We start from the raw sequence: 26,384 nt of genomic DNA on the forward strand, positions 1-26,384 counted from the left end.
ACGGATCCGGCCCACGCGTCCTCCTTCCGCCGAATCGCCTCCCCCGACCGACCCGCCGAGGAGCCCTCATGATCGAGCTGACCATCGAGAACGACGTCGCCCACGTGGTCTTGAACAATCCCGCGAAGCTCAACGCCCTCGACGAAGAGGCGATCCGGGAACTGGATGCCGCGTACGCCGAAGCCGAGGCATCCCGAGTCCGCGCGCTCGTGCTCCGGGGCGAGGGCCGCGCCTTCTGCGCGGGCCGCGACATCTCGGGCGTCGACCCGCGCCACGACGACGTCATGGGCTATCTCGGGGGTCTCGTGACGCCCCTGCTGCAGCGGATGTCGCGGTTCCCGGCGCCGACGTTCGGGGCCGCGCACGGCGCCTGCCTCGGCGTGGGCCTCGGATTGCTCATCGCGACGGACGTCGTGTACGTCGCCGACACCGCCAAGATCGGGTCGCCCTTCGCAGCGCTCGGAGCGACGCTCGACTCGGGCGGGCACGCCTTGTTCTTCGAGCGGCTCGGCGCGCACAAGACCCTCGACCTCATCTACACGGGCCGGCTCATGACGGGCTCGGAGGCCGTGCAGTCCGGGCTCTTCTCGCAGGTCTTCCCGGCCGACGAGGTCGTCTCCGCCACTGTCGCGGCCGCCGAGCGTGCGGCGTCGGGCGCGACGGGCGCGTTCCTCGCGAGCAAAGCCCTCGTGCGGCGTCTTCGCGACGAGCGGCTGGGCCTCTGGGAGTCCGTCGACGTCGAGAACGCGGCGCAGGCCGCGCTCTGCGACAGCGACGACTACCGCGAGGGCTTCGCCGCGTTCCAGGAGAAGCGCACGCCCCAGTTCAGGGGACGCTAGGCGTCTCCGGCGTCGCACCGCGCTCGACGTCCGCATCGGGCGGGATCGGGATGCCGGTGTCCGGCGTCGCGGGCGGTGCCGGGGCATCCGTCGCCGCCGCGGCGACCGTCTCGTCGACGATCTGCTCCTGCACGACGGCCGGACGACCCGCGACGTCGAGCACGATGTCGATCACGTCGGGGCTGTCGAGGAGGCGGAAGTGCCCGCCGTCTTCGACGGTGATGTTCGTCGCGCCCTCGAGGGCGACGATCCGCGGGATGTGCGGGTCGAAGACGCCGGTGATCGTCGTGATGCGCGCGTTGACCTCGAGGTTGCGGCCCATGCGGACGGTCGTCGGGTCGTCGGGCGAGAAGGCGCGGAGCGTCCGCATCATCATGAAGCGGGCGTAGTCCGAACCCGCGAAAGGCGTGCAGATCGCGACCATGCTCGTGATGCGCTCGTTCGGATCGAGCTCGCTCATGACGAACTTGCCGATGAGTCCGCCCTTGCTGTGCGCCACGATCACGACGTCGTGCAGGTCATGCTCGTCGAGGTATTTGGCGACGACACGGGCGGTGTCTTCGACCGGCCGGCTGTTGCGGCCGAGCGCCGGGATGACGTGCACGGGGTGACCGGCCTTGTGAAGGGCATCGATCACCGGGCCGAGGAATCCCCACGGCTCCCACACCCCCGGGACGATCAGCACCGGGCGCTCCGTGCCGTCCTGCAGCGCATCGCGCTTGCCCGGGCGAAGGGTTCCGCGCACCTGCCAGTAGGCGGCGTAGGCGTAGTCCTGCCCCCACCACGAGAGGATCCGGCCCAGGGTAGCCACGAGACGGAAGAATACTTGGCATGACTGACCAACGGGTGCTCTTCATCGGCGGGACCGGAACCATCAGCGCGTCGTGCGTCGCCGACGCCGTCGCTGCCGGCCACGACGTCACCGTCCTCAACCGCGGTTCCGGCCGCAGGGACCTGCCGGACGGGGTGCGCGAGCTCGTCGCCGATGTGCGCGACGCCGACTCGCTGCGGGAGGCGATCGGGGATGCCGAGTTCGACGTGGTGGCCGAGTTCCTCGCGTTCACGACCGACCACGTCTCGCTCGACCTGGATCTCTTCGAGGGGCGCACGGGGCAGTACATCTTCATCAGCTCGGCGTCGGCGTATGAGAAGCCCCCCGCGGTCGGTGCCGATCACCGAGTCGACGCCGCTGCGCAACCCCTTCTGGAAGTACTCCCGCGACAAGATCGCGTGCGAGGACCTGCTCGTGCAGGCGTACCGCGAGCGGGAGTTCCCGGTGACGATCGTGCGGCCGTCGCACACCTACGACAAGGGCCTCTTCCCGAACATGGGCGGCTGGACCGACATCGCGCGCATGCGCGAGGGCAAGCCGGTCGTGATCCACGGCGACGGCACGTCGCTCTGGACCCTGACCCACTCCCGCGACTTCGCCGTCGGGTTCACGGGCCTCCTCGGCAACCCGCTCGCGATCGGCGAGGCATACACGATCACGGGGGACCACGCCCCCACCTGGAACCAGATCTACCAGTGGCTCGCCGACGCCGCGGGGGTCGATCACCCCGACTTCGTGCACGTCGCATCCGACACGGTCGCCGTGTTCGCGCCCGACCACGGGCCGGGCCTCGTCGGCGACAAGGCCCACACGGCCCTCTTCGACAACTCGAAGATCAAGCGCCTCGTGCCGGCCTTCGGCACGACGATCCGGTTCGACGAGGGGGCGCGAGAGATCCTCGCGCACTACGACGCGCAGCCCGACCTCCAGCGGGTGGATGCCGATCTCGACGCGGCGTTCGACCGCATGGTGGATCACGCCCGCTCGGCCGGCTGACCCGGCAGGCTCCTCCGCTGCCTCGGCGGCGGCACGGGCGGAGGAGATTCGTCGAGGGGAGGGCGGATACCGCGCTTCGGTCCTCCGCTCGTGGGTTCACCTCCGCTCGTCACGCCGCGGGCGGGTCCGCGGCCGGAGGGACCGGGGGCGACCGGGGTCAGGCGCCGGCGCGCACGAGCTCGAAGAGGTCGACCGGGCCGACCTGCCCGCCTTTCAGCAGCAGCTCCAGGCCGTCTACGACCGGATCCGAGGCGTGGCTGCGCAGCAGCACGACGTTCGCCACGGGGTTCGCGGCGATCGACAGCGACTCGATGCCGAGGAGGCGTGTCACCCGGCTCGACGTGTCTCCGCCGCACACGATGACGCGTCGCGTCGCTCCCGCGCGCACCGCCGCTTCGATGACGGATGCCGCGGCATCCGCGATCCGCTCCAGAGCCCCTGCCGGCCCGGACAGGTCCGCGTCGTCCGAGGTCAGCGCGACGCTCCGCCCCGCGCGCAGGGCGGCGACGACTTCCGACGCCTGATCGGCGTCGTCGAGCCGGAGGGGTTCGACCAGCCAGCCCGCCTGGGCTGCGGCATCCGCCTGCCGACGGGTCTGCGGGGACCGGCTGCCCGAGACAGCGAGAACCGGCCCGGACGCGTCGCCCCTGAGCGGCAGCTCGACCCTCCCGGAGCCCGTCGCCGCGGCGAGCCCGCGGCTCAGCCCCCCGATCCGATCGCGAAGACCGGCGCCACCGCTGCGACGGCACGGCCGACGATCTCGACGTGCTCATCGGTGAGCGCGTCGAGGACGAGGGCCGCGGCATCCGTTCCCTCGATCACGGACGCGAGGTCGTCGTCGTCGTACGCGACCGAGTGCACCGAGCCGATCGGCAGCGTCGTCTGCAGGGCGAAATGCGCTGCGAGGTCGGCCTCGCGCATCGGCGTCGACGGATGGTTCGACATGGTCGGCTGCCGATCGAGCCGGTAGACGGTGTCGCCCTCGCGCGCGAAGTGCTGGCCGAACACCGTGTAGCGCCCGAAGTCGGGCTGCGCGAAGAGCATCGGCACGGCTCGCGTGCCGAACGAGGAGCGCGCGATCTCGATGACGCGCCCGATCGATCCGATCGTCGGCGACGAATCGGCCGTCGAGCACGCCTTGTACTGCACGACGCCGGTGCCGAGGTCGCGCAGAGCCCCGAAGACGGGGGTCAGTTCGGCCTCGAGCGACGGGGTCGACAGCGACCGCGCGATCCCTGCGATGCCGACGACGTCGACCTCGTCGGCCGCGGCGCGCAGCACCCCCTCGGCGGGAAGCCCCGTGAAAAGCCGTCCGGCGAGCCCGTAGCGCGCGAATTGCAGCAGCACATCGACGCTGCCGGTGAAGTCGTCGCCGTAGAAGGCGACGGCGGCTCTAGCCACCGGCGGGCTCCCGCACGGGTCCGAACGTCTCCACGGCACGCCGCAGGGCGGGCGAGGCGGAGAGCGCGCTCGACACGGGCTCGCCGCGCAGCGCCGAGTCCCATGCGGCGCGCATGCTCTCGACTCCGGCCGCCGAGCCGTCGGGATGACCGTGGATGCCGCCGCCCGCCAGGACCAGGAGGTCGGCCGTGCCGACGGCGGCGTAGGTCGCGTGCGCGAGCCCCGCCCACTGCCCCGACGACAGCACGGGGACGGTCGGCGTGAGGTCGAGCAGAGGGGCGCGGACTGCGGCGATCGAGTCGAGGACCTCGGCATCCGATTCGTAGAACTTGTTCGAGATGCCGTTCGTGTGAAGGTGGTCGGCGCCGCTGAGGCGGGCGAGCTGCTGCCACGCTCGGAAGCCGATTCCCACCTGCTCCGAGCGGCTGAGGGCGCCGAAGCCGGCGCGGTGTCCGTGGATGGGCACTTGCGTGCGACGCGAGAGATACTCGAGCCCGGCGAGCCCGACGTTAGGGATGACGACCATGACGCACGTGCCGCCCGCCTCGACGACGAGGTCGTGGTTGGCCTCGAGCCGGTCGATGTCGTCGGTGATGTTGAACGCGTACATGGGCTTCACACCGGTGCGGTCGGCGTGGCGCTCGAGCACGGGCATGACGGCGCGGACGCGCTGGGCGAGCGGCGCGGACGGGCCGTTGCCCTGCAGCTCGTCGTCCTTGATGAAGTCGACGCCCGCCTCCGCGAGCTCGCCGACGAGCGCCGCCAGGTCGTCCGGTGAGAGGCCGATCGACGGCTTGACGATCGTCCCGATCATGGGGCCGTCGGGGCGGCTCATGAGCGCTCGCGTCCCCGCGACTCCGAAACGTGGGCCGCGGTACCGCTCGCCGAAGGCGGGAGGAAGCGAGAGGTCGACGAGCTTGACGGCGGCGAACTCCTTCAGCTCGAAGAGGTTGCCCGCGACCGCGGCGAGGAGGTTGGGAAGCGACGGACCGAAGTTGCCGAGCGGGAAGCGCAGAGTGAGCCGGGCGCGGCGGCGGTGGCCGGCGCCCACGGTGCCGGGAAGCGGCGACGCCCCGACCAGGGGCGCCTCGTCGACCGACTCCACCTGCGCCGCGAAACGTGCGCGGAGGTCGTCGGTCTCGCGCTCCACGCGCACGAACGTGCCCGTCGACTGCTCGCCGACGAGCACCTCCGCGGCGCGCTCGATCGGCATGGCCGTCTCGACGACGTACGTCGCCCGCACGAACGCGTCCATCACCAGACCAGCGGGAGCCACACGGACATCTCGGAGGATCCGCGATTGCCCCAGGCGAAGTACGGGATGAGCCGTGCCTCGATCGAGCCGAGCTCCGCCGCACCGACCTCGGCGTACAGCTCGTCCGAGTTCTCCAAGGGAAGCACCGCGAAGTCGCCCGCGAGCTCCACGAGCCCGTACCCGTCGACGTCGGACTTGCGGGGTTCCAGGGGCGCCCCGCGCCGCAGCGCCACCTGCTCGAGCGCCACGCCTCCCGGCAGATCGGCGCTCTCGAGGCAGTAGACGACGGGTCCGCGCTGCACGGCCACCTGTCCCGTGAGCTCTTCGGCGAGGCGATGGCCGCGCAGCACCCGCACCGGCATCGGGAGCGTCAGCACGACGACGTCGCCGACCTCCCACGTGCGATCCACTCGCGCGTAGGTGCCAGGCGCCGGGGCCGGCAACGCGTTGCCGTTGACCTCGAGTGCCGCCTCGGCCGCCCAGCCCGGCACCCGGAGGTGCAGCGGCATCCCTCCGTCCACGGCTTCGGTGACGGTGAAGGCGATGCGCCCGTCCCACGGATAGTCGCTGTCCTCCCGCAAGGCGAGCACCCGTCCGTCGGCGTCGAATCGCAGCTCGCTGCCGCCGTACTGATGGACGAAGAGTCCGTCCGGTGATACGGACGCCGCCCGCTCGTGGAATCGCGCGAGCGTCCGGGCGAGGTTGGGCGGACAGCAGTAGCAGCTCAGATACCGCTCGCGGAGGCGCTCGTCCGACGGGGGAGGGGGCGGGACGGGGTGGAGCCCGGTGTCGCCCGGACGGCGCAGCGGGAACGGCAGGTCGCGCACCTGACGCAGGGCGTTCGTGTAGAAGTAGTCGGTGCCCGCGAGCGAGACTCCGGCGAGCAGCGTGTTGAAGGCGATGCGCTCGATGACATCGGCGTACTTGGCGTCACCGGTGAGCGACAGCATCCGTTCGCTCCACAGGATCATGCCGATGTTCGCGCAGGTCTCGCTGTGGGCCGTCGTGTGGGGCAGCTGGTACGCGCGTCCGTAGGCCTGATGAACGCGGCTGATCTGCTCCTGCCAGGGCGAGCCGTCGGGAGAGGCGCCGTCGTACAGCGCGCCGCAGCCGCCCGTGACATAGAGCTTCGTGTCGACGACGTCGTCCCAGAGGTTCTCGAGCACGGCCTGCAGCCCGGTGTCTCCCGTCTCGCTGACGAGGTCGGCGAGGCCCGCGTAGAGGTAGTTGGCGCGCACGGCGTGACCGGCAACGACCTTCTGCTCGCGCACGGGGAGGCGGTCCTGGTTGTCGTCCCCGCCCTCGAAGTCGTCCCGCACCCGCAGGAATGCCTCGGCGAGCCGCAGGTACTGCTCGTCGCCCGTCGCGCGGTAGAGGTCGATGACCGCCATGTAGTGCGACGGGCAGATGGCACTGCGGGCGAGTTCGAGCGGCTTGTTCGTGGCGAGGTCTTCGAGGAAGGATGCCGCGCGCTCGGCGACCTCGAGGAGGGTCCTAGACCCGGTCACCTCGTAGTGCCGCACCCCGGCCGTGATGAGGTGGCCGAGGTTGTAGGTCTCGAAGTTGAAGCGGTCGGCGAGGGCGATCGCATCCTCGTGGTTGCGCGACGAGATGATCGTCGGCGTGTGGAGGTACCCGTCCTCTCTCTGCACCGACGCGAGAAGCTGGGCGACCTCTTCGACGGCCTCGGCCAGCCAGGGCTCCGGGTCCGTCTCGAGCTGCGCGATCGCTGCCTCCAGCCACTTGTAGAAGTCGCCGTCCATGAACGGGGGGCCCTGGTGCTCACCCTCTTCGAGGCCCGCCGCGATGCGGAAGTTCGTGAGCCCTGGGCTGACGGCCGGGTCGCTGAGCGCGCGCCACATATCGGGCACCGTCGTGGTGCGGGTGCGCGCGTGGATGTCGCCCCAGAACCCGCTCGTCCACCGGGCGCCCTCGGCCCCGAGGGCGGTCAGCCGCGCTCCCGGCGTCGCCGAGCGATGGGCCGCACCCGCCGATCCCGCAGACGGTCGGACCGCTGCACCTGCGCCGGCGCTCATCGCCCGCGCTCCCCGGCCCCGATCGTCGCGGCGAGCCGCTCGATCCCCGGCCCGACGCTCGTGAGCACCGGCACGCCGACCTCGACGGCTTCCGCGGCCGACGCCATCGAAGCCTGGGCGAGCACGACGACGTCTGCGCCTCCGGCCAGCCGCTCGATCGCCGCGGCTACCAGTCGGTCGTGCTCGGCGCGATCGCCGGACGACACGGCGGCGAACGCGCCGTCGACGACCTCTGACCTGATCGACGGCGCACGGCCCGCGAGCGCGGCTCGCTCTTCGAGCAGCCCCACCGTGGGGCGGAGGGTCGTGGGCAGGGTGGCGATCACGGCGATGCGGTCGCCGGCGGAGACCGCGGCATCCGCCATAGCCTCATCGATCCGCAGGACGGGGATGCCGACCTCGGCGCCGATGGGAGCGGCGAGCTCCGAGATCGACGAGCACGTCAGCATGACGACGTCGGCGCCCGCGGCCTTCGCCGCATGGACGAGGTCGGTGATGCGGCCGGGAACGGAAGCCGCACGATCGGGATCGCCGAGGTCGGCGACGATCCGGTCGTCGAGGTAGTTCACGAACGTCGCGTCGGGCAGGGCCGCTCGCGCCCTGTCTCCGACCGGACCGATGTTGACGGCCCCCGTGTGCAGAAAAGCGATGCGTGTGCTCATGCGATCTCCTCCAGAACCGTCATCGAGACGGTGCGCTCGTGGGTGCCGTGGCCCAGCACCTCGACATCCTCGCCCTCGAGGTCGAGGATTCCCTCGGCGCCGACGGGAACGACCACCGTGACGTGCAGCCCGGCGTCGTCGAGGCGCCACTCGATCGATGTCTCACCGTACGGGGTGATGTGGCGCGCGCTCGCCGATGTGAGCCCTCCCCCGGCCTCGGCGCGAACCGGATGCGGCGGTAGCCCGGCGCGTCCGGGGCGAGTCCCGCGACGACCCGGTGGAGCCAGTCGGCCACCGCGCCCAGGGCGTAGTGATTGAACGACGTCATCGATCCGGGGTTGACCGTGCCGTCGGGGAGCATCGAGTCCCACCGCTCCCACACGGTCGTCGCACCCATCCGCACCTGGTACAGCCACGACGGGCACTCCTCCTCGAGCAGGAGGTCGTAGGCCGTCTCGAGGCGGCCGTGCGCGCTCAGCGCGTCCGCGAGCACCGGAGTGCCGACGAACCCGGTCGCGATGCGATTGCCCGCGCCTCGCACGAGCTCCGCGAGGCGCTCGGCCGCGGCATCCCGGAGCGACGGGGGAGAAGTTCGAATCGCAGCGCGATAGCGTAGGCGGTCTGCGCGTCGGAGGCCATACGGCCGTCATCGTCGACGTAGCGTGCGACGAACGCTGAGCGGACCTCGCCGGCGAGCGTCGCGTAGTGCGCTGCCATCGCGGTCTCGCCGAGGGCATCGGCCATGCGGGAGACGAGCTCCGCGGAAAGTGCGAAGTAGGCCGTCGCGACGAGGTAGCGGTCGGTGCGGCCGTCGGCCGGGTCCTGCGGCGGCGCGGCGGGGTCGAGCCAGTCGCCCAGCTGATAGCCGGAGTCCCACAGGCGCGAGGGTCCGGCGATGTCGGCCTGGAGATCCACCCACTTGCGGGCGCTCTCGAACTGCGCGCGCAGCACGCCGAGGTCGCCGAACCGCTCGTAGAGCGTCCAGGGCACGACGGTGGCCGCATCGCCCCACGCCGCGCCCGGGCGCTGCGGCGTCCACATCGTGTCGGCCGGGATGACGGGCACGAACCACGGCACCGTGCCGTCCGGCAGCTGCTCGGCCTCGAGGTCGCGTAGCCAGCCCGACAGCATGCCCGAGCAGTCGTAGAGGAAGGACGCGGTCGGTGCGAAGACCTGGATGTCGCCGGTCCACCCGAGCCGCTCGTCGCGCTGGGGGCAGTCGGTGGGGACGTCGACGAAGTTGCCGCGCATGCCCCACACGATGTTCTCGTGCAGGCGTCCGAGCAGCGGATCGGATGCCTCGAACCAGCCCGTCCGCTCGAGGTCGGAGTGGAGGACGCGGGCGACGAGCGCACCGTCCGCGACGGCGGCGTCGAGGTCGCCCGGCCATCCGTCCACCTCTGCGTAGCGGAAGCCGTGGAAGGTGAAGCGGGGCTCCCATTCCTCGCCCTGGGGCCGGCCCGCGAAGGTGTAGCGGTCGGTCGACTTCGCCTCGCGGAGCGGGCGGGTGTAGAGCTCGCCGTCCTGCAGGACCTCCGCGGTGCGCAGGGTAACGGTCGTGCCGGCCGCCGCCGATCCGCGCAGGCGCACGACGCCGACGAGGTTCTGCCCGAAGTCGAGGATGCGACGCCCCGACGGAGTGGTCAGCACCGCGACGGCATGCACGTCCTGTGTCACCCGGACGGGCGGCGCCGTCGGCGCGACGAGAGTGGCGGGATCGCGGCGGCGCAGCTGCACGCGGCCCCACGCACTGTCGTCGAAGCCCGCGCGCGACCAGCCGGGCAGCTCCTCGCGGGCGTCGTAGTCCTCCCCGTCGTAGAGGCCCGACGCGAGGATCGGGCTCAGGGCTGCCTTCCAGGTCGTGTCTGTCGCCACGACCGTCCGCGTGCCGTCGTCGTATGTGAGCTCGAGCTGACCGAGGAAGGACAGGTCGTCTCCCGAGAGGTTGCGGAAGCCGCCCCGCCAGCCGAGCCTGCCGCGATACCAGCCGTCGCCGAGCCAGGCGCCGATCGCGTTGTCGCCTGTCTCGAGAAGGTCGGTGACGTCGTAGGTGTAGTACCGCAGCCGCTCGCGATAGACGGTCCAGCCGGGGGAGAGCACGTCGTCGCCGACACGCCGACCGTTGATCTCGGCCTGGTACACGCCGTGCGCCGTCGCGTAGAGGCGCGCGCGGACGAGGCCGGGGCGCACCGAGAACTCCGTCCGCACGAGCGACGGTCGACGGCGGTCGGAGTGCGGGTTCTCGTTCCAGACCGCGCCGATCGGCCCGGCAGCCCAGTCGCCGGGAGCGAGGAGGCCCGCTTCCACCGTCGTCCAGCCGCCGGGCTGCGACCACGACCCGTCATCGCCGCGTACGCTCACGCGCACGTCGACGATGGTGCGCGACTCGAGCGGCTCGACCGGCCAGGGAACGAGCACCTGGTCCGATCCCTCGATGTCCACGACGACGGATGCCTCGTCCCGCCGCACCTCGACCCGGTAGCCGGTCTGCGCCCAGCCCTCGGGCGCAGAGGTGATGGTCCACGACAGGCGCGGACGCGACTCGCCGATCCCCCGCGGCTCGCGGTGATGCTCGACTCGGGGTGCGGACACGGTGACCGTCATTGGACACTCCAGGTTCGATTTCGAAACGTTTCATTTAGAACTATAGTCGAAGCGCAAAGACTGCGACAACGGTGTTGTGACGTTTCAAAACACGACGCCGGCGCGCGAAGCGCGGTACGGTGGCGAACTCGGAGGCAGCCATGATCATCGGTGTGACCGGCAGCGGCGGAAAGCTCGGACGAGCGACCGTCGCCGAGCTGCGCGAACGCGGGCACGACGTCATCGGCTTCGACCTCACGGGCCCCGCCGGACCGGGATTCGTCCGTGTCGACTTCACGGACTACGGCCAGACGCTCGATGCCTTCCTCGGCGTCACGGCCCGGCACGACGGGCTCGACGCGCTCGTGCATCTCGCTGCCCTGCCGGTCAACGGTCTCGTGCCCGACGCGACGACGTTCGACAACAACGTCAGCGTCTCGTTCCACGTCCTCTTCGCGGCGCATCGCGCGGGCATCCGCAGGATCGTCTCGGCGTCGAGCATCACGGCGATGGGATTCCCCTTCGACGTGGCTCCGCCGGCCCTGCCCGTGGACGAGTCGTACACGCAGGCGAACAACACCTACGGCCTCGGAAAGGTCGTCGAGGAGGCGATGGCGGGCCAGCTCGTGTCGTGGCATCCCGAGACGTCGATCGCCGCGCTCCGCTTCACGAACGTCGTCGACGAGGCCGGGTACGACACCTTCGAGCGGGCGAGCGACCCGGACTATCGCCGCGATCTTCTCGGCACGTGGATCGACGCGCGCGACGGCGCGCTCGCCGTCGCACTCGCCCTCGCGAACGCCCGGCCGGGCTTCGAGGTCTACAACGTCGCGGCGCCGGAGTCCGGCCTGTCGATCCCGTCGCGAGAGCTCGCCCAGCGCTGGTTCCCCGGCACCCCCGTCGCCGAGGACCTCGGCGAGTTCGAGTCGCTCGTCTCGACGCGCAAGCTGCGCGAGCAGCTCGGTTTCGTCGCGAGGCACGACTGGCGCTGACCCGTCGGCGGCGCCGGGACGCGGCATCCGTCGACTCCGCAGCGCAGGAGATCGCCAAAGCGCCGGACCGAGCCCCCCGATCCGATCCGACGCCGTGGCGATCTCCTGCGCTGTGGCGAGCGGGCGCTCAGCCGGCGCCTCCGCGCGGTGCCGCGGCATCCGTCGTCATCCCTTGACCGCGCCGGCCGCCAGGCCCTTCATGATGCGCTGGTTGAGGAACAGGTAGAGGATCAGGATGCCGAAGGTCGTGATGCAGATCGCGGCGAAGAGCGGGCCGTAGTTGATGGCGCCGTACTCTCCGGAGAAGTTCAGCAGGCCGACCTGGATCGTGTTGAGGCTGCGCTTGCCGCCGAAGATCAGGGCGATCAGCAGGTCGTTCCAAATGAGGAAGAACTGCACGATGGCGACCGTGATGACGGCGTTGCGCATCATGGGGAACCCGATCGCGAAGAACGAACGGGTCATGGATGCTCCGTCGATCGTCGCCGCCTCGAAGATCTCGCGCGGGATGGCGCGGAAGTACGTGGCCATCATGAACACCGTCAGCGGGAGACCGGCCGCGGTGTAGATGAGGATCATCGGGAGGTACGAGTTGTTGATGCCGAGCTTGAAGAATGCGTTGAACAGCGGGAGCACGATCATCTGGCCGGGGATCATGATGCCGGCGAGGAACACCAGCAGAATCAGCCCGCGGCCCTTGAACACGAGGATCTCGAGCGCGTAGCCGGCGGCCGTTCCCAGGAGGACGATCAGCACGAGGGACGGGATCGTGACGATCAGCGAGTTCGAGATCGTCGTCGCGAGGTTCCCCGTCTCCCACGCGATGACGTAGTTCTCCCAGTGCCACTCCTGCGGGAAGGCGTAGGACGGGTTGCTCAGGAAATCCGCGTTGGACTTCAGCGAGTTGATGACCATCCAGAACAGCGGATAGACCGTGACGATCAGCAGGAACGCGATCGTGATCCAGGTCGGGATGCGGCGCAGCCCGTGGAGGAAGGCCTGGCCCGGCGTGCGGGTGTGCGGCTCGAAGGCGCGCGGCGTGTGGACGGCGGTCGTCTCGGGATCGAGTGTCGTGGTCATGGTCGGCGCTCTCAGACGGTGTTGTCGCGACGCGACGAGCGGAAGATGAGCAGGGTGACGACGAGGCACATGATCGTCAGGAGCAGGGCGATCGTCGAGCCGTAGCCGAAGTCGCTGTACTGGAACGCCGTGCGGTACATGTACAGCGTGAGCGGGGTCGTGGAGTTGCCGGGGCCGCCGCCGGTGAGGGCGAAGACGGAGTCGAAGACCTTGATCGTGCCGTTGATGCTGAAGATGAACGACGCGAAGAGGATCGGGAGCGACATCGGCAGGATGATGTGCCGGAAGAGCTTGAACGACTTCGCCCCGTCGATGCGGGCGGACTCGACGATGTCGTCCGGGATGTCGAGCAGCCCGGAGAAGATGAGCACGCCATAGAAGCCGACCGAGCGCCAGACGTCCATGATGACGATGACCACGAAGGCCGTCGTGCCGGCGCCGAGCCAGTCCACCGATTGAAGGCCGACGTTGACGAGCAGCTCATTGACGAGGCCGTCGGTCGGTGCCGACTGGAAGAGCTTCTGGTAGAGGATCGCGATCGCGACGGTGGGCAGCACCACCGGGAAGAAGACGAAGGTGCGCACCAGCACCGACGACTTGCGCAGCACGAACTGATACAGGAGGGCGAGGCCATAGCCCAGCACGACCTGCAGGAGTGTCATGAGGATCGCGTACTTGACCGTGAACCAGAACGCGTCCCACACGTAGGGATCGCTGAATAGCCGCTGGAAGTTCTTGAGACCGGTGAACTCGAAGCCGGTGAGCACGCTTCCCGTGAAGAACGTCAGGCCGAACGACCAGATCACGGGCACCAGGATGATGAGGGTGTAGACGAACAGCGCCGGCGTGAGCAGCAGCGTGATCGCCTTGCGATCGCCCAGTACGGACTTCATGTGCGGCAACTTTCGGGAGAGCGTGAGCGGTGGCGTCTGTGACAGGATGACGCCCCGGCGCGCCTGAGACCAGACGCGCCGGGGCGCGAGGATCAGCCCTGGTCGAGGGCGTCCTGGACGAGCTTCATGAACTCCTCGGGCGAGAGCTGGCCCGTGACGAGGAGCGCGGCGTTCGTCGACGAGATGTTGCTCGCCTTCGCGTTGAAGAGCGCCTCGAACCACAGCACGCTGTCCTTCGCGGACGAGATCTCGTCGGCGATGGTCTGCGAGATGGCGGGGAGCTCCACGTCCTCGTCGGCGATGAAGCCGGTGATCTGGCCCTGCTTGAGCGCCTCGTTCCCGTAGTTGGTCGCGATGCACTTCAGCCAGTCGCCGACGCCGTTGTCCTTGGAGTAGGTCTTGGCGTTGAAGGTCGCGGGGAGACCGACATTCGAGGGGTACTCGTCGATCGACCCCTTGCCGCCGTCGACGGAGGGGAACTTGAAGAACCCGACGTTGTCGGCGCCGATCTGGTTGCCGTCGCCGTTGATGTTCCCCAGCAGCCAGCTGCCCATGTAGATCATGGCGGCCTTGCCCGTGAGGAACTCGTTCGAGGCGGCGTCGTAGTCGAGCGAGGCGACGTTGTCGCCGAAGTAGCCCTTGGCGCCGAGGTCCGCGATCGCGGCCGCCGCCTCGACGTACTCCGGGTCGGTCAGCTTGGCGTCGCCGTCGGCGACCTTCTGCAGCGCATCCGCCCCGAGCGTGCGGAACAGGTAGCCGCTCACGAGACGCGTGAGGGGCCAGCCCTGCTCGCCGGATGCCGCGAACGGCGTGAGGCCGGCGGCCTTCGCCTCATCGGCGATCGTCAGGAGGTCGTCCCACGTCTCGGGGACCTCCCAGCCGTTCTCCTCGAAGACCTGCTTGTTGTAGAAGATGCCCTCGATGTTGTACTGGAACGGCAGGAACGTGAACTTGCCGCCGTACAGCTTCTCGATGGTCGAGACCGCGCCCTCGGCGATCTTGTCGCGGACGCCGAGCTCGGTGAGAGCCTTGTCGAAGTCGACGAGGTAGTTGTTGTCGGCGAGCTTCGCTCCCTCAGCCGGGTTCCCGCCGGCGGAGAACATGGCAGGCAGGCCGTCCTGCGTCGCGAGCAGCTGGACCTGCGCATCGAGGTCAGCCTGCGGGATGGAGTTCACCTCGAGGGGCAGAGCCTTGTTCTCGTCGGTGCACTCGTTGTCGGCGAGTGCCTGGAGGACGGGCTCGGTCGTGGTGTTCTCGGCGTTCTTCAGGAACTCGAGGCTCTTGACGTCCTCCGTGCCGCCGGAATCGCCCCCGCCCGAGCAGCCGGCGAGGATGAGCGCGCTGGCGCCCAGCAGAGCCGCTGCACCGATGAGCGGCTTCCGCAGACGCCGTCGTTCTGCTGTGAACACATTTCCTCCTTGAAAAGTGGGAGCATCTCCTTTGAGACGTTTCAAAAGGATCGTAAGATGCATTGCGGTTCTCTGTCAAGCAGATTTGAAACGTCACAATGCGATAACGAGGCTGTTGCAGGCGGCGCCGGTGGGCGAACCTCGTTGAAACGTTCCGAGTCGACGTGTGCGTGCAACGGCGGCTCCGCTACAGTGCTGTTCAATCTGTGGGCGCTGGGGCCGACCGATGGAGAAGGGGCAGTCCAATGGCCAAGACCGGCATCCGTGGGGTGGCCGAGGTCGCCGGCGTGGCGGTGGGCACCGTGTCGAACTACCTCAACCACCCGGACCGCGTCTCGGCCGACAAGGCGCTGCGCATCCAGGAGGCGATCGATCAGATCGGGTTCGTCCCGAGCAACGCCGGCCGGCAGCTGCGGCTCGGCGTCAGCAGCGTCATCGGCTACATCTCGCCGAACGTCAGCAACCCCTACGTCTCCGAGATCGCCGAGAGCGTGGAGCGGCGCGCGACCGAGCGCGGCGTCACCGTGTTCCTCGCCAACTCGCACCGCAGCCGCGAGCGCGAGGACGACTACCTCGCCGTCTTCGAGCAGCACCAGGTGCTGGGGCTCCTCGTGTCGTCCGACGGTCCCATCGAGGACCGCCTCGCGAGCGTGCGTCGACGGGGAACCCCATCGGTTCTCGTGGGTCAGCGCGCCGTGTCGTCCGAGCAGCCCTCCGTGTCGATCGACGATGTGTCGGGCGGTCGCCAGGCGGGCCGTCATCTTCTCGAGATCGGATGCCGCCGCCTCGCCGTCGTCGGCGGACCGCTGAGCCTGCCGCAGATCGCCGACCGCTTCGCGGGGCTCAGCGAGGTGGTGCGGGAGTCGGGCGGCGCGACCCTGGAGTTCATCGACGAGACCGACCGCAGCGTCCGCGGCGGGCTCTCGGTGGGAGCCGCCCTCATGGCCCGGCCGCCCGAGATGCGGCCCGACGGCATCTTCGCCGTCAACGACCTTCTGGCGCTCGGCATCATGCAGGTCCTCGTGCTCGGGGGAGTGCGGGTTCCCGAGGATGCCGCGATCATCGGCTACGACGACACGGCCTTCGCCGAGGGCTCGCTCATCCCGCTGACGAGCGTGCGGGGCCGGCACGACGGCTACGGCACCGCGGTGGTCGACCTGCTGTTCGATGTCATCGAACGTCGCGCGATCGACGATCCGCACCGCGTCTTCGCTCCGGACCTCGTCGTCCGCGCGAGTACGCGCGGGTTCGGCGGCCGATAGACACGGCGTCGGGCCGAGCCTGCCCGCCGATCGCCGCCCGGTCAGAACTCGCTCACGGTCCTGCGGCCCTCGAGGTGCGCGATCATGTTCAGCACGAGGAAGTTCCAGTTCTGGAAGCCGTGCGTGATGATCGGCTCCCCGCTGTCCGGGTGGTAGTACTCGTGGAGCGACCCGTTCGTCTCGAGGTCCTGGCCGAACAGGCGCACGGTCTTCTCCGCGAGGGCGGCCGCGTCATCCGAGTATCCGTACTTCACGAGGCCCCGGAAGACGAGGTAGTTGCTGATGCCCCAGATCGGTCCGAGCCAGTTGGACGGATTGTTCGAGGCGCGCAGGTCGTACATCTTCTCGAGGCGCGACAGGGTGCGGATGCCGTAGTTCGCCGAGAAGGTGCGCTCGTCGCGGTGGCGCTCGACCATGCGATCCGCCTGCTCCTGCGTGGCGAAGCCCGCCCACAGCGGCAGGAAGCTCGACCAGTTGTCGATGCGGAGGGGGAGGGAGCTCCACCGCCGCGGGGCGCCGCGATGCAGCCAGTCCTCGGGGTCGATCGCGCGCAGGCCGAGGTCGACGCTGTAGAACGTGCCGTCCCGCTCGTCCCATGCGTGGCGGTTGAGCGCGTCGACGAGATCCTGGGCCCTGCCGCGCGCCGCGTTGGCGGCGGGTGCGTCGCCCGACAGCTCGAGCAGGTAGCCGTAGGCAAGCAGCTCGCGGTAGAGGAGGCTGTTGAGGTAGATCGCGGCCGTGCTCCTGTCGGGGCGGTAGTACACCGACGGATCGTTGTCGACGCCGACGGCGAAGTCGGTCTGCCAGTACGCGAGGCCGGTCTCGGCGTGCACGTGGCTCTCGAGATAGCGATCGAGGAACGCGCCGATCGTCGCCAGCTGCGGTTTCACCCACTCGACGTCGCCGCGCCGCTGCGCGAGCAGGGCGGCGTGCTGGGCGAGGACCGGCTTGTGCATGTTCTGCGAGAAGCCGCCCCCGCGGCCCGCCTCGCCGTGGGTGAGCGAGCCCGTCGGCGTCAGCTGGATCGGCACGACCCCGTCGTCGTCCGTGTGATCGAGGAAGTTGAGGATGCTGCCGCGCTCGTACTCGAAGAACCGGCCCTGCTGACCGGTGTCGGCTTCGACCTGCGCCAGCGCGATGCTGATCGTCCACGAGTCCCAGTCCCACAGGGCGCTCGAGTAGTAGGGCGAGCCGGGGCTGCTCGGCACCGTGTAGGGATGCTTCAGCTGCCCCTCCGGCTCGCGCGTCATCTGCTCGGCGCTCTCGTGGATGTAGGACTCGAGAAGACGGGCCCAGCGTTCGTGCATCGTTGCTCCTGCTCTCGTGGTCCGCGAGGTCGAGGGGTCGCGCGCGCCGCCTCCGGCGACTTCGGTTCGACCCTTCGACAAGCTCAGGGACCGGGTATGGACGTGTCCGCGGGTCGGCTGGCGATCGCGAGCCAGCTCTCGGCGGGGACGGATGCCGCGACCTCGGCATCGTCCACGACGATCGTGAGCTCTCGCGTCGCGACGTCGAGGTTCGCGACGAGCACGGTGCGACCGTCCGCCCCTTCGGCCCCGATCGCCCAGACGGAGCCGTCGGGGCTCGTCGAGGAGAGGAGGCGCGAACCGGCGAGGCCGGCGAGGCCGCGCAGCGCGGCGGCCACCGGGCGGTCGGAGCCGTCGGCGCGGACGGCGCCCCGCGGGCCCCATTCCTCGAACCACGCGATGCTCGACACGCCCGGGACGGCGAGTGCGGCGGCGCTCGCGATGGTCCACGCCGCGAGCTGCGGGGCATCCTGCCGCTCGTCGTCCGCGTCGGCGGACTGCGGACCGTAGCCGCGGGTGAGGTCGGTATCGGCAGGCACCGGTGGCGGGACGGTCGCGACGTCGTTGAACCGCGGTCGGAGGGTGACCGGGCCGACATGCACCGGGGCGCCGGCCGCGAGGCGGACGGCCTGCTCGGCGACGAGCCGCTGCATCCCGAGCGCTTCGACGAGCTGTTCGGTCGTAAGGCTGTGGAAGAGGGGGGTGCTGCTGAAGACGACGCCGTCGAGGCCGTGCGCGATGCGCCCCTGCTCCCGGCTCAGCTCGGTGAAGTGCGAGCGCGCGCCTCCGACGACCGGCACCTCGATGCCGGCTGCGGCGAGCGCCGCGCGGACGGCGGCGGCGGCATCCTCGTCTGTGACATGGGTGAGAGGGTCGAACGCCCCGATCCGCACGACGGGGAGCCCCACGAGCCGGGTGACGAACTCTTCGATGGTCGCCGGATTCGCGGGGTCCACGACGAGCCGCACGTCCAGCGGGCGAGCGGATGCGGCAGCGCGGGCGAGAGCCGCGTGCCTGCTCGGCGCGGAGAGGTCGATCTCGACCAGCAGGGTCGGGGCGACGGGGGAGAGGACCGGCGCCGGATCGGGCGCCGAGGAGGCGCCGACGACGACCGCGGGGAAGGCGGCCCCGGCATCCGTCAGCTCGATCCGGTCGGGATCGGGAGGGATCGAGGCGGCGGCTCGCGGCGTGACGCGCACCGCGATCGACTGGCGCACGTGATCGCCCGCTGCGAGCGCATACGGGAAGGGCAGCGAGAGCGGCCGGGAGTAGGTCTTGTACGAGGCATCCGTCCAGTTGCGCTGGTCCTCCATCTCGAAGACGTCGCCCGTGAAGCGCACGTCGATCTCGAGACCGTCGTCGGCCCATTCCAGGCCCGCGATGTCGTACGCCGGCTGGTCGGGGCTGATGTCGGTCGGGAAGCCGGATGCCTCGACCGACCCGTCGCTGTGCGTCACGGCGAGCGGCGAGCCGGCGAGCTGCGGCGGATGCAGCACCACCAGTCCCGTCCGGTTCGTGTCGAAGGCCGTCGTCGAGACGGCGTCGAAGCTCACGACGAGGAGGTCGTCGGCGGCGTCGACGCGGACCGTCCCGCGCAGCTCGGCGCCGTACCCCTTGGAGTGGACGAGCAGCTCGAGGCTGGAGGAGGTCTCGTCGATCTGCTCGACGACCCAGGTCGCCGTGTTCCAGTCGCGGTCCCGGACGACGGCCCGGACGCTGCGGAGCACGCGCCGCCCGTCGAACGTCAGGTCGGCGATCTCGTCGTCGCGGAGCTCGAGCGCCCAGCGGCCGCCCACCCAGAAGCGGGACGGGCCGTGCGAGTCATGCCAGGCGTCGGTCATCTCAGAGCGAGGTCATGCCGCCGTCGACCTGGAACAGCCCTCCGGTCGCGAACGAGCCGTCGTCGCTGGCGAGGTACACCATGATGCCGGCGACATCGTCGGGGGTCCCCGCGCGACCGATCGGGATGCGGCTGATGATCGCTGCGCGCGACTCCGGGTCTTCGCTGATCGCGGCGACGAGCGGGGTCTCGGTGTAGGCGGGCTGGACCGTGTTGACGCGGATGCCCCTCGACGCGTAGGCGGCGGCCACCGTGCGGCCGAGGCCGTGGATGCCGGCCTTCGAGGCGCTGTAGGCGGTGAAGTCCTTGCCCTCGCCGTTGACCCCCGTGGGGCTGCCCGTCAGGATGATGGACCCGCCGCCCCAGCGCGAAGCCTGCTGATCGGCACTGCGGAGCATCGAGCGCACCGCGTGCTTGACGGTCAGGAACGTCCCGGTCAGGTTGATGTCGATCGTGCGTCGCCAGACGTCGAGGTCGAGGTCGGCCGCCTGTGCGTCCTGGCCGAAGAGCTGCACGCCGGCGTTCGCGACCACGACGTCGGGCGCCCAGCCGTCGGCCTCGACCTCGGCGAAGGCCGCGGCGACCGCCTCCTCGTCCGAGATGTCCATCGTCACTGCACGGGCGTTATCGCCGATCTCAGCCGCCGCATGCGCCGCGCCTTCGCCGTTGCGGTCGGCGAGCACGACACGTGCGCCCTCGCGGGCGAATCGCTGCGCCACAGCGAGGCCGATGCCGAGCGCCCCGCCCGTGATGAGCGCGGTCTTGCCTTCCAGCTGTCCCATGGTCGAGTGCCTTTCCCGAGTCCGCTCTCGCGGAGTCACCGCTCGATGTGGTCGAGGTGGAGCATCCGCGCGAGGTTCTTGTCGAGCTCGTCGTCGCGGAAGATCTTCTTCCAGTCGTCCTTGATGATGCTCTCGCGACCGTAGTCCATCGCGATGAGGCACGCGTCGCTGAACGGGTTGTCGCCGCGCAGGCCGTTGGCGAGGGCGACCTGGGTGTGGCCGTACAGGATGCTGCGGGCCGCCGCCTCGGGGACTCCCATCGTGTTGATCGCCTCGTCGAGCGCCTCGTTGAGCAGGGCGCCGATCATGCACGCGACGGTCTCGACGAGGGTGGGCTCGAGCTGAGCGAGCTGCTTGACGGTGACGAAGTGCACGTCGATGACGGGGGCGTAGATCGCGCGGACCGTGGCCTCGACGATGGCCTTGTGCGCGGGGTCGTCGCTCTCGACGGCCGCGATGGCGTCCTGGGGCGCCGCGATCCCGCCGAACGTGTCGGCCCACTCCTCCTTCGAGGTGCGCTCCAGGAACACCGAGGGGTGGCACGGGTGCGCGACCGCCTGGACGACGTCGTCGCGCGTCGTCAGGAGGCCTGCGTAAGCCGCGGCCGGGTCGAGCGTGAGCACGATCGCGCCGGACTTGAGCTGGGGCACGAGGTCGGCGGTGACGGGGCCCAGCGCGAGGTCCGGGACGGCGAGCACGACGATGTCGGCGTCGGCGACGGCGGTCGAGGCATCCGTCAGCTCTCGGCCGGCTTCGCGGGTGCGCTGCTGACCCGCGGGGGAGTTCTCGACGTACCAGACGGTGTGGTCGGTCTTGACGAGGTTGTTGGACACGCGCATGCCCATCTTCCCGCCCGCGCCGAGGACGGCGATCTTGTACGGGCCGGTCGCGCTGTTCGGCTCGGCGGTCCCCGAGCTCGTCGAGGGGTCGGTGGTGGTGCTCATGATGTGCTCCTCAGGTAGTCGACGGTGGCGCGGGTCCAGTCCCGCTCGGTTCGGATGGTGGTGTCGGGGTCGCCCTGCCAGGGCAGCCAGTGCTCGACGATCTCGTCGATGCCGCGCTCGCGCGGGCGGACGGTCTCGAGAAGGTGCGGGTAGTCGTGCAGGCCGTCGCCCATGCGGGCGCCGCTGTAGGTGAAGCCGACCCAGCCGGCCTGCCGGTCGAAGGCGAAGTCCTTCACATGCACGTTCGCGACGACGTCGGCGGTGAGCTCGACGCACGCGCGCGGGAGCTCGAGCCGGGCGACGACGTTCGCCGGGTCGAGGCAGACGCCGAGCTGCGGGCTGCCGAACGACTCCACGAGGGCCACGAGATCGGCCGTTCCGACCTGCTCGTACGTCTCAAGGGCGAGCGTGACGCCGGCGGCCTCATAGGCGGGGAGCGCTTCGCGGAGCCAGACGGATGCCTCGGCGAGCGTCGGTCGCGAGTCGGGGCCGTAGAGCATGCTGCGGACGAGGCGCGCATCGAACGCCTCTGCGAGGCGGAGGTAGCGCGCCAGGTGGTCGGGCTCGACGCCCTTGGTGCCGAGCTGGATCGTGAGGCCCAGGTCGCGGGCGGCTGCGGCGGCGTCCGTGAGCTCGGCGTCGGACATTCCATCGAGGGGCGCGTAGTCGCAGATCTGGAAGAGATCGACGTCGAGCTCGCGGGTGGCCTCGAACGCGCCGCGCAGGCTCAGCGGCTCCGGCGCACGCTCGGAGTGCTGCCAGAAGAAGGCGTAGGTGCCGAGCCCGATCATGCGGCTGCCCCCGCGTGGGCGGCGGCCTCGTCGAGGACGGCCGCGAGGTTGTCGATGTCGTGGGCGAAGCGGCCCAGGAAGAGGCCGTCGACGGCGTCGCCCAGCTCGGTCAGCAGACCGGGGCCGGCCGAGCCGCCGTAGATGACGGCGCTGCCCGCACGATCGGGCATCGCGAGGAGCGCCTCGCGCAGGGCGCGGGCGACCGTCACGATGTGCGCGACGGGGGCCGGCTCGGGGGTACCGATCGCCCAGACGGGCTCGTACGCCACGATGACGGGTCCTGCCGGCGCCCCGGCGAGATCGGCGTGGAACTGCGCGATCGTGGCGGCCGAGGCATCCGTCGCCTCCTGACGCTCGGTCTCGCCCACGCAGAGCACGGGAGTGATGCCGTGGCGGAGGGCGGCGGCGGTCTTGGCGGCGACCACCTCGTCGGTCTCGCCGAAGAGGCGGCGACGTTCGGCGTGACCGACTTCGGCGACGCGGACGCCCGCCTCGGCGAGCTCGGCGGCGCTCACCTCGCCGGTGTACGCGCCGGGTTCGTGGGCTGCGACGTCCTGCGCTCCGATGAGCACGCGGGTGCCGACGAACGCGTCGAGGGCGGGGAGGATGCCGAGATAGGTGGGGATGACGAAGAGGGCGACGTCTCCGGATGCCACGGCCGGGTGGGTGCGCACGCGGTCGGCGACGCGCGCGCACCAGTCGATCGCCTGATGATGCCCGAAGTACATCTTCAGGCTCACGCCCACCACGGCGCGAGGCATCAGCCCTCTCCTCCCACGGTCAGCACTGTCTGGTCTGCGGTCAGCACTGTCCGGTCGTCTCGTACTGGTCGATGACGGCGACCTTCTCGGCCGAGGCCGAGGTGGGGTCGAAGCGGTAGGTGAGCCACTCGCGCACGAGGCGGCGGGCGAGCTCGAGACCGATGACGCGCTGACCGAGCGTCAGGACCTGCGCGTCGTTCGAGAGCACGCTGCGCTCGACCGAGAAGCTGTCGTGCGCCGTGACGGCGCGGATGCCGGCGACCTTGTTCGCCGAGATGGCGACGCCGAGGCCCGTGCCGCAGACGAGCAGGGCACGGTCGGCCTCGCCCTTGGCGACGAGCTCGGCAGCGGCGATGGCGACCTTCGGGTACGCCGTGTGCCCGTCGGAGTCCACGCCGACGTCGATCACCGACGCGACGCCGTCGCTCTGCTCGAGGTCCTTCTTGAGGGCCTCTTTGTAGTCGAAGCCGGCGTCGTCGCTTCCGACGACGATGCGGAGGGGCTCAGCCATGTCAGTTCCTTTCGAGGGGCTGGTCGAGGTCGGCGGCCGCGGCAGCGAGCACGTCGCCGACCGCCGTCACGATGAGGGCGAGCGAGAAGGCGCCCGGATCGGGCGTCCCGACGCTGTTCTGTCCGTGCGTGCGTGCCCGGCCCATGCGGGGGAGGAGGTCGGCGGTCGCACCGGCGGCGCGGGTCGCGGCGTCCGCGGCGACACGCCAGGCGTCGACGAGGCGTGCGCCCGCGTCGATCTGCTGCGACAGCTCGCTGCTGAAGGGGACGAGCGCGTCGACCATGGTCTTGTCGCCGACCTCGGCCTTGCCGTACGCCATGACGGCGGCCCGGCCCCCGGCCACGCCGGACGCGACGGCCGTGCGCGAGGGACGGCCCTCGTCGCCGAGAGCGCCGGCGAGGGACGACAGGATGACGCCCCAGAGCGCACCCGACGTGCCCCCGGCCCGGTCCGACCAGGCGTCGGCGGCGCGGGCGAGCGTCGTGCCGGCGCCTGCCCCCGCCTCGGCGGCGGCCCGGCCGGCATCGAGCGCCGCGTGCGACCCGCGCTGCATGCCGATGCCGTGGTCGCCGTCACCGGCGATGGCGTCGATCCGGCCGAGCTCGTCGACGTGGGTGTCGATGGTCGCGACGACCGTCTCGAGCGCCGCGACCACGGTCTGCGCGGCGACGCGCGATGCGTCGTCGGCCGGCGGGACGGCCTCCTCCGCGTCGGACGCGGCCTCGGCGTCGCTCCGGCGCTCCTGAGGAGCGACGGAGCCGCGGCGGTAGGCCGGCGTGTCGACGGGGGTCTCCCAGAGGTCGGCGAGCTCGTCGTCGAGCCAGAACAGCGTGAGCGAGACGCCCGCCATGTCGAAGCTCGTGCAGTACTCGCCCACGTGCGGGTCGGCGATGTCGATGCCGGCGTCGGCGAGGAGCTGGGCGACCCGTCGGTACACGACGAAGAGCTCTTCGTACTTGAGCGATCCGAGGCCGTTGAGGATCGGCACGACGCGCGCGCCCGCGGTTTCGACGCCCTCGGGCACTTCGTCGAGGAGCCGTCCGACGAGAAGCTCCGCGAGGCCGTCGGCCGTCGGGATGTCGGTCTCGTCGACGCCCGGCTCGCCGTGGATGCCGAGGCCGACCGCCATGCGCCCCTCGGGCACGCTGAACAGGGGCTGCTCCGCGCCGGGGAGGGTGCACCCGGTGAATGCCACGCCGAACGACCGGGTGCGGTCGTTGGCGAGTCGGCCGACGCGCGTGACCTCGGCGAGGTCGTAGCCGCGGTCGGCTGCGGCGGCGGCCGCGCGGAAGACCGTGAGGTCGCCCGCGATGCCGCGGCGCTTGTGCTTCTCGTCGGGATTCGCGCTGACGATGTCGTCGGTCACCGTGACGGTCTCGCACGCGACGCCCTCGGCCCGGAGCCGGTCCTGCGCCGCGTCGAAGTTCAGGACGTCGCCGGCGTAGTTGCCGTAGCTGAAGAAGACCCCGCCGCCGTTGTCGGCCGCCTTCGCCACCGCGAAGACCTGCTGTGCCGACGGCGAGGCGAAGAGGTTGCCCATCGCCGCACCGTGCGCGAGGCCCGGTCCGACGAGGCCTCCGAAGGCGGGGTAGTGGCCCGAGCCGCCGCCGATCACGACCGCGACCTGACCTTCCGGCGCGACCGTCGACCGGACGACGCCGCCCTGGACGCGCCGGACGTAGCGGCCGTTGGCCGCGACGAAGCCGTCGATCATCTCGTCCGCGAAGGCGGACGGCTCGTTCCACAAGCGGGTCATCGGCCGTTCGCCTCCTGCGCCTTGGCCTCGGCGACCTCGACGTGCGCGTCCGTGCCGGCCTGCTCGTCGACGATCCGATCGACCGGGGCGATGCGATTGCTGCGGGCGAGGAGCAGCATCAGCAGGGCCGAGACGAGCATGAAGAATCCGACGATGAACATCGGCACCTCGTAGCCGCCGGTCCAGTCGTGGACGGCGCCGGTGATGTACGGGGCGCTGAACCCGGCGAGGTTGCCGATGGTGTTGATGAGGGCGACGCCGGCCGCCGCGGCGGCACCCGTGAGGAAGCGCGTAGGCAGCGTCCAGAAGTTCGGCAGCGCGGCGAAGATCGCGGAGGCGGTCACCGTGATCACGGCGATGGTCGCGACGGGCGAGCCTGCGAAGAGGGCGATCGGGATGGTGACGCCGCCGACGAGAGCCGGGATGGCGATGTGCCACGTCTTGAGGCCGCGCTTCGAGGCATCCCGTGCCCAGAAGAACATGATGATGGCCGCCGGGAGATACGGGATCGCCGTGATGAGGCCCTTCTGGAGGGTGTCGAACGTCTGCCCGGTCTGCGCCTGGAAGCCCTCGATGATCGTCGGCAGGAAGAACGCCAGAGCGTACAGGCCGTAGATGAAGCCGAAGTAGATGAATGACAGCACCCACACGCGGCCGGACTTGAAGGCGAAGCGCACCGAGACGTGCTTCTCGCGCGCTTCGGTCGCCTTGCGCTCGTTCGCGAGGGCATCGGTCAGCCAGACCTGCTCGTCGTTCGAGAGCCACTTGGCGTCGGCCGGCTTGTCCTTGAGGTAGAACCACGCGATGACGCCGACGATGATCGCCGGGATGGCGACGCCGAAGAACATGAAGCGCCAGCCCTCGAGGCCGAAGAAGACCGCGTGCTGCTGGATGAGCCAGCCGGCGAGCGGGGCGCCGAAGACGGTCGTGAGGGGCTGGGCGAGGTAGAAGAGCATGAGGATGCGGCTGCGGTACTGCGACGGCACCCACAGGCTCAGGAAGAGGATCGCGCCCGGGAAGAAGCCGGCCTCGGCGACGCCGAGGAGGAAGCGCAGGAAGACGAGCTGCTCGAAGTTCTGCACCCAGGTGAAGAGCAGGGCGACGATTCCCCAGCTGACCATGATGCGCGAGAGCCACCGGCGGGCGCCGAACTTGTGCAGGGCGAGGTTGGACGGCACCTCGAGCAGGATGTAGCCGATGAAGAAGACCCCGGAGGCGAAGCCGAACTGAGCGGCGCTGAGCGCGAGGTCTTCGTTCATGCCGTTGGGGGCGGCGAACCCGATCGCGGTGCGGTCGAGGTAGTTGATGAAGAACATCAGCGCGACGAAGGGGACGAGGCGCCACGCCACCTTCCGGATCGCCGAGCGCGCGACGTCGCTCTGTGCGGTGTTGAGGGTCTGGTCCACGGTGACTCCGTCTTCGAATCGTCAGCGATTGCACGAGGTGTTGAAG

General features: G+C 70.3%; 23 protein-coding genes and 2 pseudogenes. 4 read left to right on the forward strand and 21 right to left on the reverse strand.

Features of this window, described 5'->3' with window-relative positions; genetic code table 11:
• Nucleotides 1-68 precede the first annotated feature (68 nt).
• Nucleotides 69-839 carry an enoyl-CoA hydratase/isomerase family protein gene (locus tag G5T42_RS08925; RefSeq protein ID WP_165127812.1) on the forward strand — a complete coding sequence of 257 codons (771 nt, stop codon included), beginning with the start codon at nucleotides 69-71 and terminating at the stop codon, nucleotides 837-839.
• Here G5T42_RS08925 and G5T42_RS08930 read toward each other — a convergent pair.
• Entirely contained in the window at nucleotides 826-1,650 is an 825-nt protein-coding gene (locus G5T42_RS08930) for an alpha/beta fold hydrolase (RefSeq protein WP_206535603.1), read from the reverse strand. The two genes, G5T42_RS08925 and G5T42_RS08930, sit on opposite strands and share 14 nt — an antisense overlap.
• A 20-nt stretch (nucleotides 1,651-1,670) precedes the next feature.
• Between G5T42_RS08930 and G5T42_RS08935 the strand changes: the two are divergent.
• Nucleotides 1,671-2,667 (forward strand): annotated as a pseudogene (locus G5T42_RS08935) (SDR family oxidoreductase).
• A gap of 157 nt (nucleotides 2,668-2,824) precedes the next feature.
• Here G5T42_RS08935 and G5T42_RS17680 read toward each other — a convergent pair.
• From G5T42_RS17680 to G5T42_RS08960, 8 genes and pseudogenes are all read right to left on the reverse strand, one after another.
• On the reverse strand, nucleotides 2,825-3,379 hold the full coding sequence (locus tag G5T42_RS17680) for a nucleotide-binding domain containing protein (RefSeq protein WP_347104469.1): 555 nt from the start codon (nucleotides 3,377-3,379) through the stop codon (nucleotides 2,825-2,827).
• Complete coding sequence (locus tag G5T42_RS17685; protein WP_241245755.1) at nucleotides 3,367-4,068, reverse strand: four-carbon acid sugar kinase family protein; 702 nt, start codon at nucleotides 4,066-4,068, stop codon at nucleotides 3,367-3,369. Before G5T42_RS17685 ends, G5T42_RS17680 begins: the two co-directional genes overlap by 13 nt.
• On the reverse strand, nucleotides 4,061-5,323 hold the full coding sequence (locus tag G5T42_RS08945; protein ID WP_165130165.1) for a RuBisCO large subunit C-terminal-like domain-containing protein: 1,263 nt from the start codon (nucleotides 5,321-5,323) through the stop codon (nucleotides 4,061-4,063). The genes G5T42_RS17685 and G5T42_RS08945 overlap by 8 nt, the downstream gene beginning before the upstream one ends.
• Nucleotides 5,323-7,359 (reverse strand): beta-L-arabinofuranosidase domain-containing protein, encoded by a 2,037-nt coding sequence (locus tag G5T42_RS08950; RefSeq protein ID WP_165127814.1) that lies wholly within the window; start codon nucleotides 7,357-7,359, stop codon nucleotides 5,323-5,325. The genes G5T42_RS08945 and G5T42_RS08950 overlap by 1 nt, the downstream gene beginning before the upstream one ends.
• Nucleotides 7,356-8,021, reverse strand: coding sequence for an aspartate/glutamate racemase family protein (locus G5T42_RS08955; protein WP_165127816.1), 666 nt, complete (start codon nucleotides 8,019-8,021; stop codon nucleotides 7,356-7,358). The genes G5T42_RS08950 and G5T42_RS08955 overlap by 4 nt, the downstream gene beginning before the upstream one ends.
• Nucleotides 8,018-8,446: an alpha-L-rhamnosidase C-terminal domain-containing protein gene (locus G5T42_RS17990; protein ID WP_347104471.1), complete on the reverse strand. Its 429-nt coding sequence runs from the start codon at nucleotides 8,444-8,446 to the stop codon at nucleotides 8,018-8,020. Before G5T42_RS17990 ends, G5T42_RS08955 begins: the two co-directional genes overlap by 4 nt.
• Nucleotides 8,350-8,562: pseudogene (locus tag G5T42_RS17995) on the reverse strand (hypothetical protein); the annotation flags it as partial. The gene G5T42_RS17990 and the pseudogene G5T42_RS17995, both read right to left, overlap by 97 nt.
• Nucleotides 8,496-10,613 carry a family 78 glycoside hydrolase catalytic domain gene (locus G5T42_RS08960; protein ID WP_347103705.1) on the reverse strand — a complete coding sequence of 706 codons (2,118 nt, stop codon included), beginning with the start codon at nucleotides 10,611-10,613 and terminating at the stop codon, nucleotides 8,496-8,498. The pseudogene G5T42_RS17995 and the gene G5T42_RS08960, both read right to left, overlap by 67 nt.
• Nucleotides 10,614-10,765: 152 nt before the next feature.
• Between G5T42_RS08960 and G5T42_RS08965 the strand changes: the two genes are divergently transcribed.
• Nucleotides 10,766-11,596 carry an NAD(P)-dependent oxidoreductase gene (locus G5T42_RS08965; RefSeq protein WP_165127818.1) on the forward strand — a complete coding sequence of 277 codons (831 nt, stop codon included), beginning with the start codon at nucleotides 10,766-10,768 and terminating at the stop codon, nucleotides 11,594-11,596.
• Between the two features lie 165 nt (nucleotides 11,597-11,761).
• On the opposite strand, the gene G5T42_RS08970 is transcribed toward G5T42_RS08965, so the two are convergent.
• The 3 genes from G5T42_RS08970 to G5T42_RS08980 form a co-directional block, all read right to left on the reverse strand.
• Nucleotides 11,762-12,676: a carbohydrate ABC transporter permease gene (locus G5T42_RS08970; RefSeq protein ID WP_165127820.1), complete on the reverse strand. Its 915-nt coding sequence runs from the start codon at nucleotides 12,674-12,676 to the stop codon at nucleotides 11,762-11,764.
• Nucleotides 12,677-12,687: 11 nt separating this feature from the next.
• The gene (locus G5T42_RS08975; protein WP_165127822.1) at nucleotides 12,688-13,569 is read right to left on the reverse strand and encodes a sugar ABC transporter permease; all 882 of its coding nucleotides are present in this window, start codon (nucleotides 13,567-13,569) and stop codon (nucleotides 12,688-12,690) included.
• Between the two features lie 92 nt (nucleotides 13,570-13,661).
• Nucleotides 13,662-14,978, reverse strand: coding sequence for an extracellular solute-binding protein (locus G5T42_RS08980; RefSeq protein ID WP_241245756.1), 1,317 nt, complete (start codon nucleotides 14,976-14,978; stop codon nucleotides 13,662-13,664).
• Between the two features lie 245 nt (nucleotides 14,979-15,223).
• Between G5T42_RS08980 and G5T42_RS08985 the strand changes: the two genes are divergently transcribed.
• Complete coding sequence (locus tag G5T42_RS08985; RefSeq protein WP_165127826.1) at nucleotides 15,224-16,240, forward strand: substrate-binding domain-containing protein; 1,017 nt, start codon at nucleotides 15,224-15,226, stop codon at nucleotides 16,238-16,240.
• A gap of 41 nt (nucleotides 16,241-16,281) precedes the next feature.
• On the opposite strand, the gene G5T42_RS08990 is transcribed toward G5T42_RS08985, so the two are convergent.
• The 9 genes from G5T42_RS08990 to G5T42_RS09030 all read right to left on the reverse strand — a co-directional run bounded on the left by G5T42_RS08990 (nucleotide 16,282) and on the right by G5T42_RS09030 (nucleotide 26,338).
• Nucleotides 16,282-17,547, reverse strand: coding sequence for a trehalase family glycosidase (locus G5T42_RS08990; protein WP_165127828.1), 1,266 nt, complete (start codon nucleotides 17,545-17,547; stop codon nucleotides 16,282-16,284).
• A gap of 83 nt (nucleotides 17,548-17,630) precedes the next feature.
• Entirely contained in the window at nucleotides 17,631-19,388 is a 1,758-nt protein-coding gene (locus G5T42_RS08995; RefSeq protein ID WP_206535604.1) for a hypothetical protein, read from the reverse strand.
• 1 nt (nucleotide 19,389) lies between these two features.
• Nucleotides 19,390-20,169: an SDR family NAD(P)-dependent oxidoreductase gene (locus G5T42_RS09000; protein ID WP_165127830.1), complete on the reverse strand. Its 780-nt coding sequence runs from the start codon at nucleotides 20,167-20,169 to the stop codon at nucleotides 19,390-19,392.
• A 35-nt stretch (nucleotides 20,170-20,204) separates the two neighbouring features.
• Complete coding sequence (locus G5T42_RS09005; RefSeq protein ID WP_165127832.1) at nucleotides 20,205-21,113, reverse strand: phosphogluconate dehydrogenase C-terminal domain-containing protein; 909 nt, start codon at nucleotides 21,111-21,113, stop codon at nucleotides 20,205-20,207.
• On the reverse strand, nucleotides 21,110-21,904 hold the full coding sequence (locus G5T42_RS09010; protein WP_165127834.1) for a TIM barrel protein: 795 nt from the start codon (nucleotides 21,902-21,904) through the stop codon (nucleotides 21,110-21,112). Before G5T42_RS09010 ends, G5T42_RS09005 begins: the two co-directional genes overlap by 4 nt.
• Entirely contained in the window at nucleotides 21,901-22,665 is a 765-nt protein-coding gene (locus tag G5T42_RS09015; RefSeq protein WP_165127836.1) for a triose-phosphate isomerase family protein, read from the reverse strand. The genes G5T42_RS09010 and G5T42_RS09015 overlap by 4 nt, the downstream gene beginning before the upstream one ends.
• Nucleotides 22,666-22,705: 40 nt before the next feature.
• Nucleotides 22,706-23,176: a ribose-5-phosphate isomerase gene (locus tag G5T42_RS09020; RefSeq protein WP_165127838.1), complete on the reverse strand. Its 471-nt coding sequence runs from the start codon at nucleotides 23,174-23,176 to the stop codon at nucleotides 22,706-22,708.
• A 1-nt stretch (nucleotide 23,177) separates the two neighbouring features.
• Nucleotides 23,178-24,932, reverse strand: coding sequence for a dihydroxyacetone kinase family protein (locus tag G5T42_RS09025; RefSeq protein ID WP_165127840.1), 1,755 nt, complete (start codon nucleotides 24,930-24,932; stop codon nucleotides 23,178-23,180).
• On the reverse strand, nucleotides 24,929-26,338 hold the full coding sequence (locus tag G5T42_RS09030) for an MFS transporter (protein WP_165127842.1): 1,410 nt from the start codon (nucleotides 26,336-26,338) through the stop codon (nucleotides 24,929-24,931). Before G5T42_RS09030 ends, G5T42_RS09025 begins: the two co-directional genes overlap by 4 nt.
• Nucleotides 26,339-26,384: the final 46 nt, after the last annotated feature.

This window comes from Microbacterium sp. 4R-513 (assembly GCF_011046485.1).
In the GTDB taxonomy this organism is placed as follows: domain Bacteria; phylum Actinomycetota; class Actinomycetes; order Actinomycetales; family Microbacteriaceae; genus Microbacterium.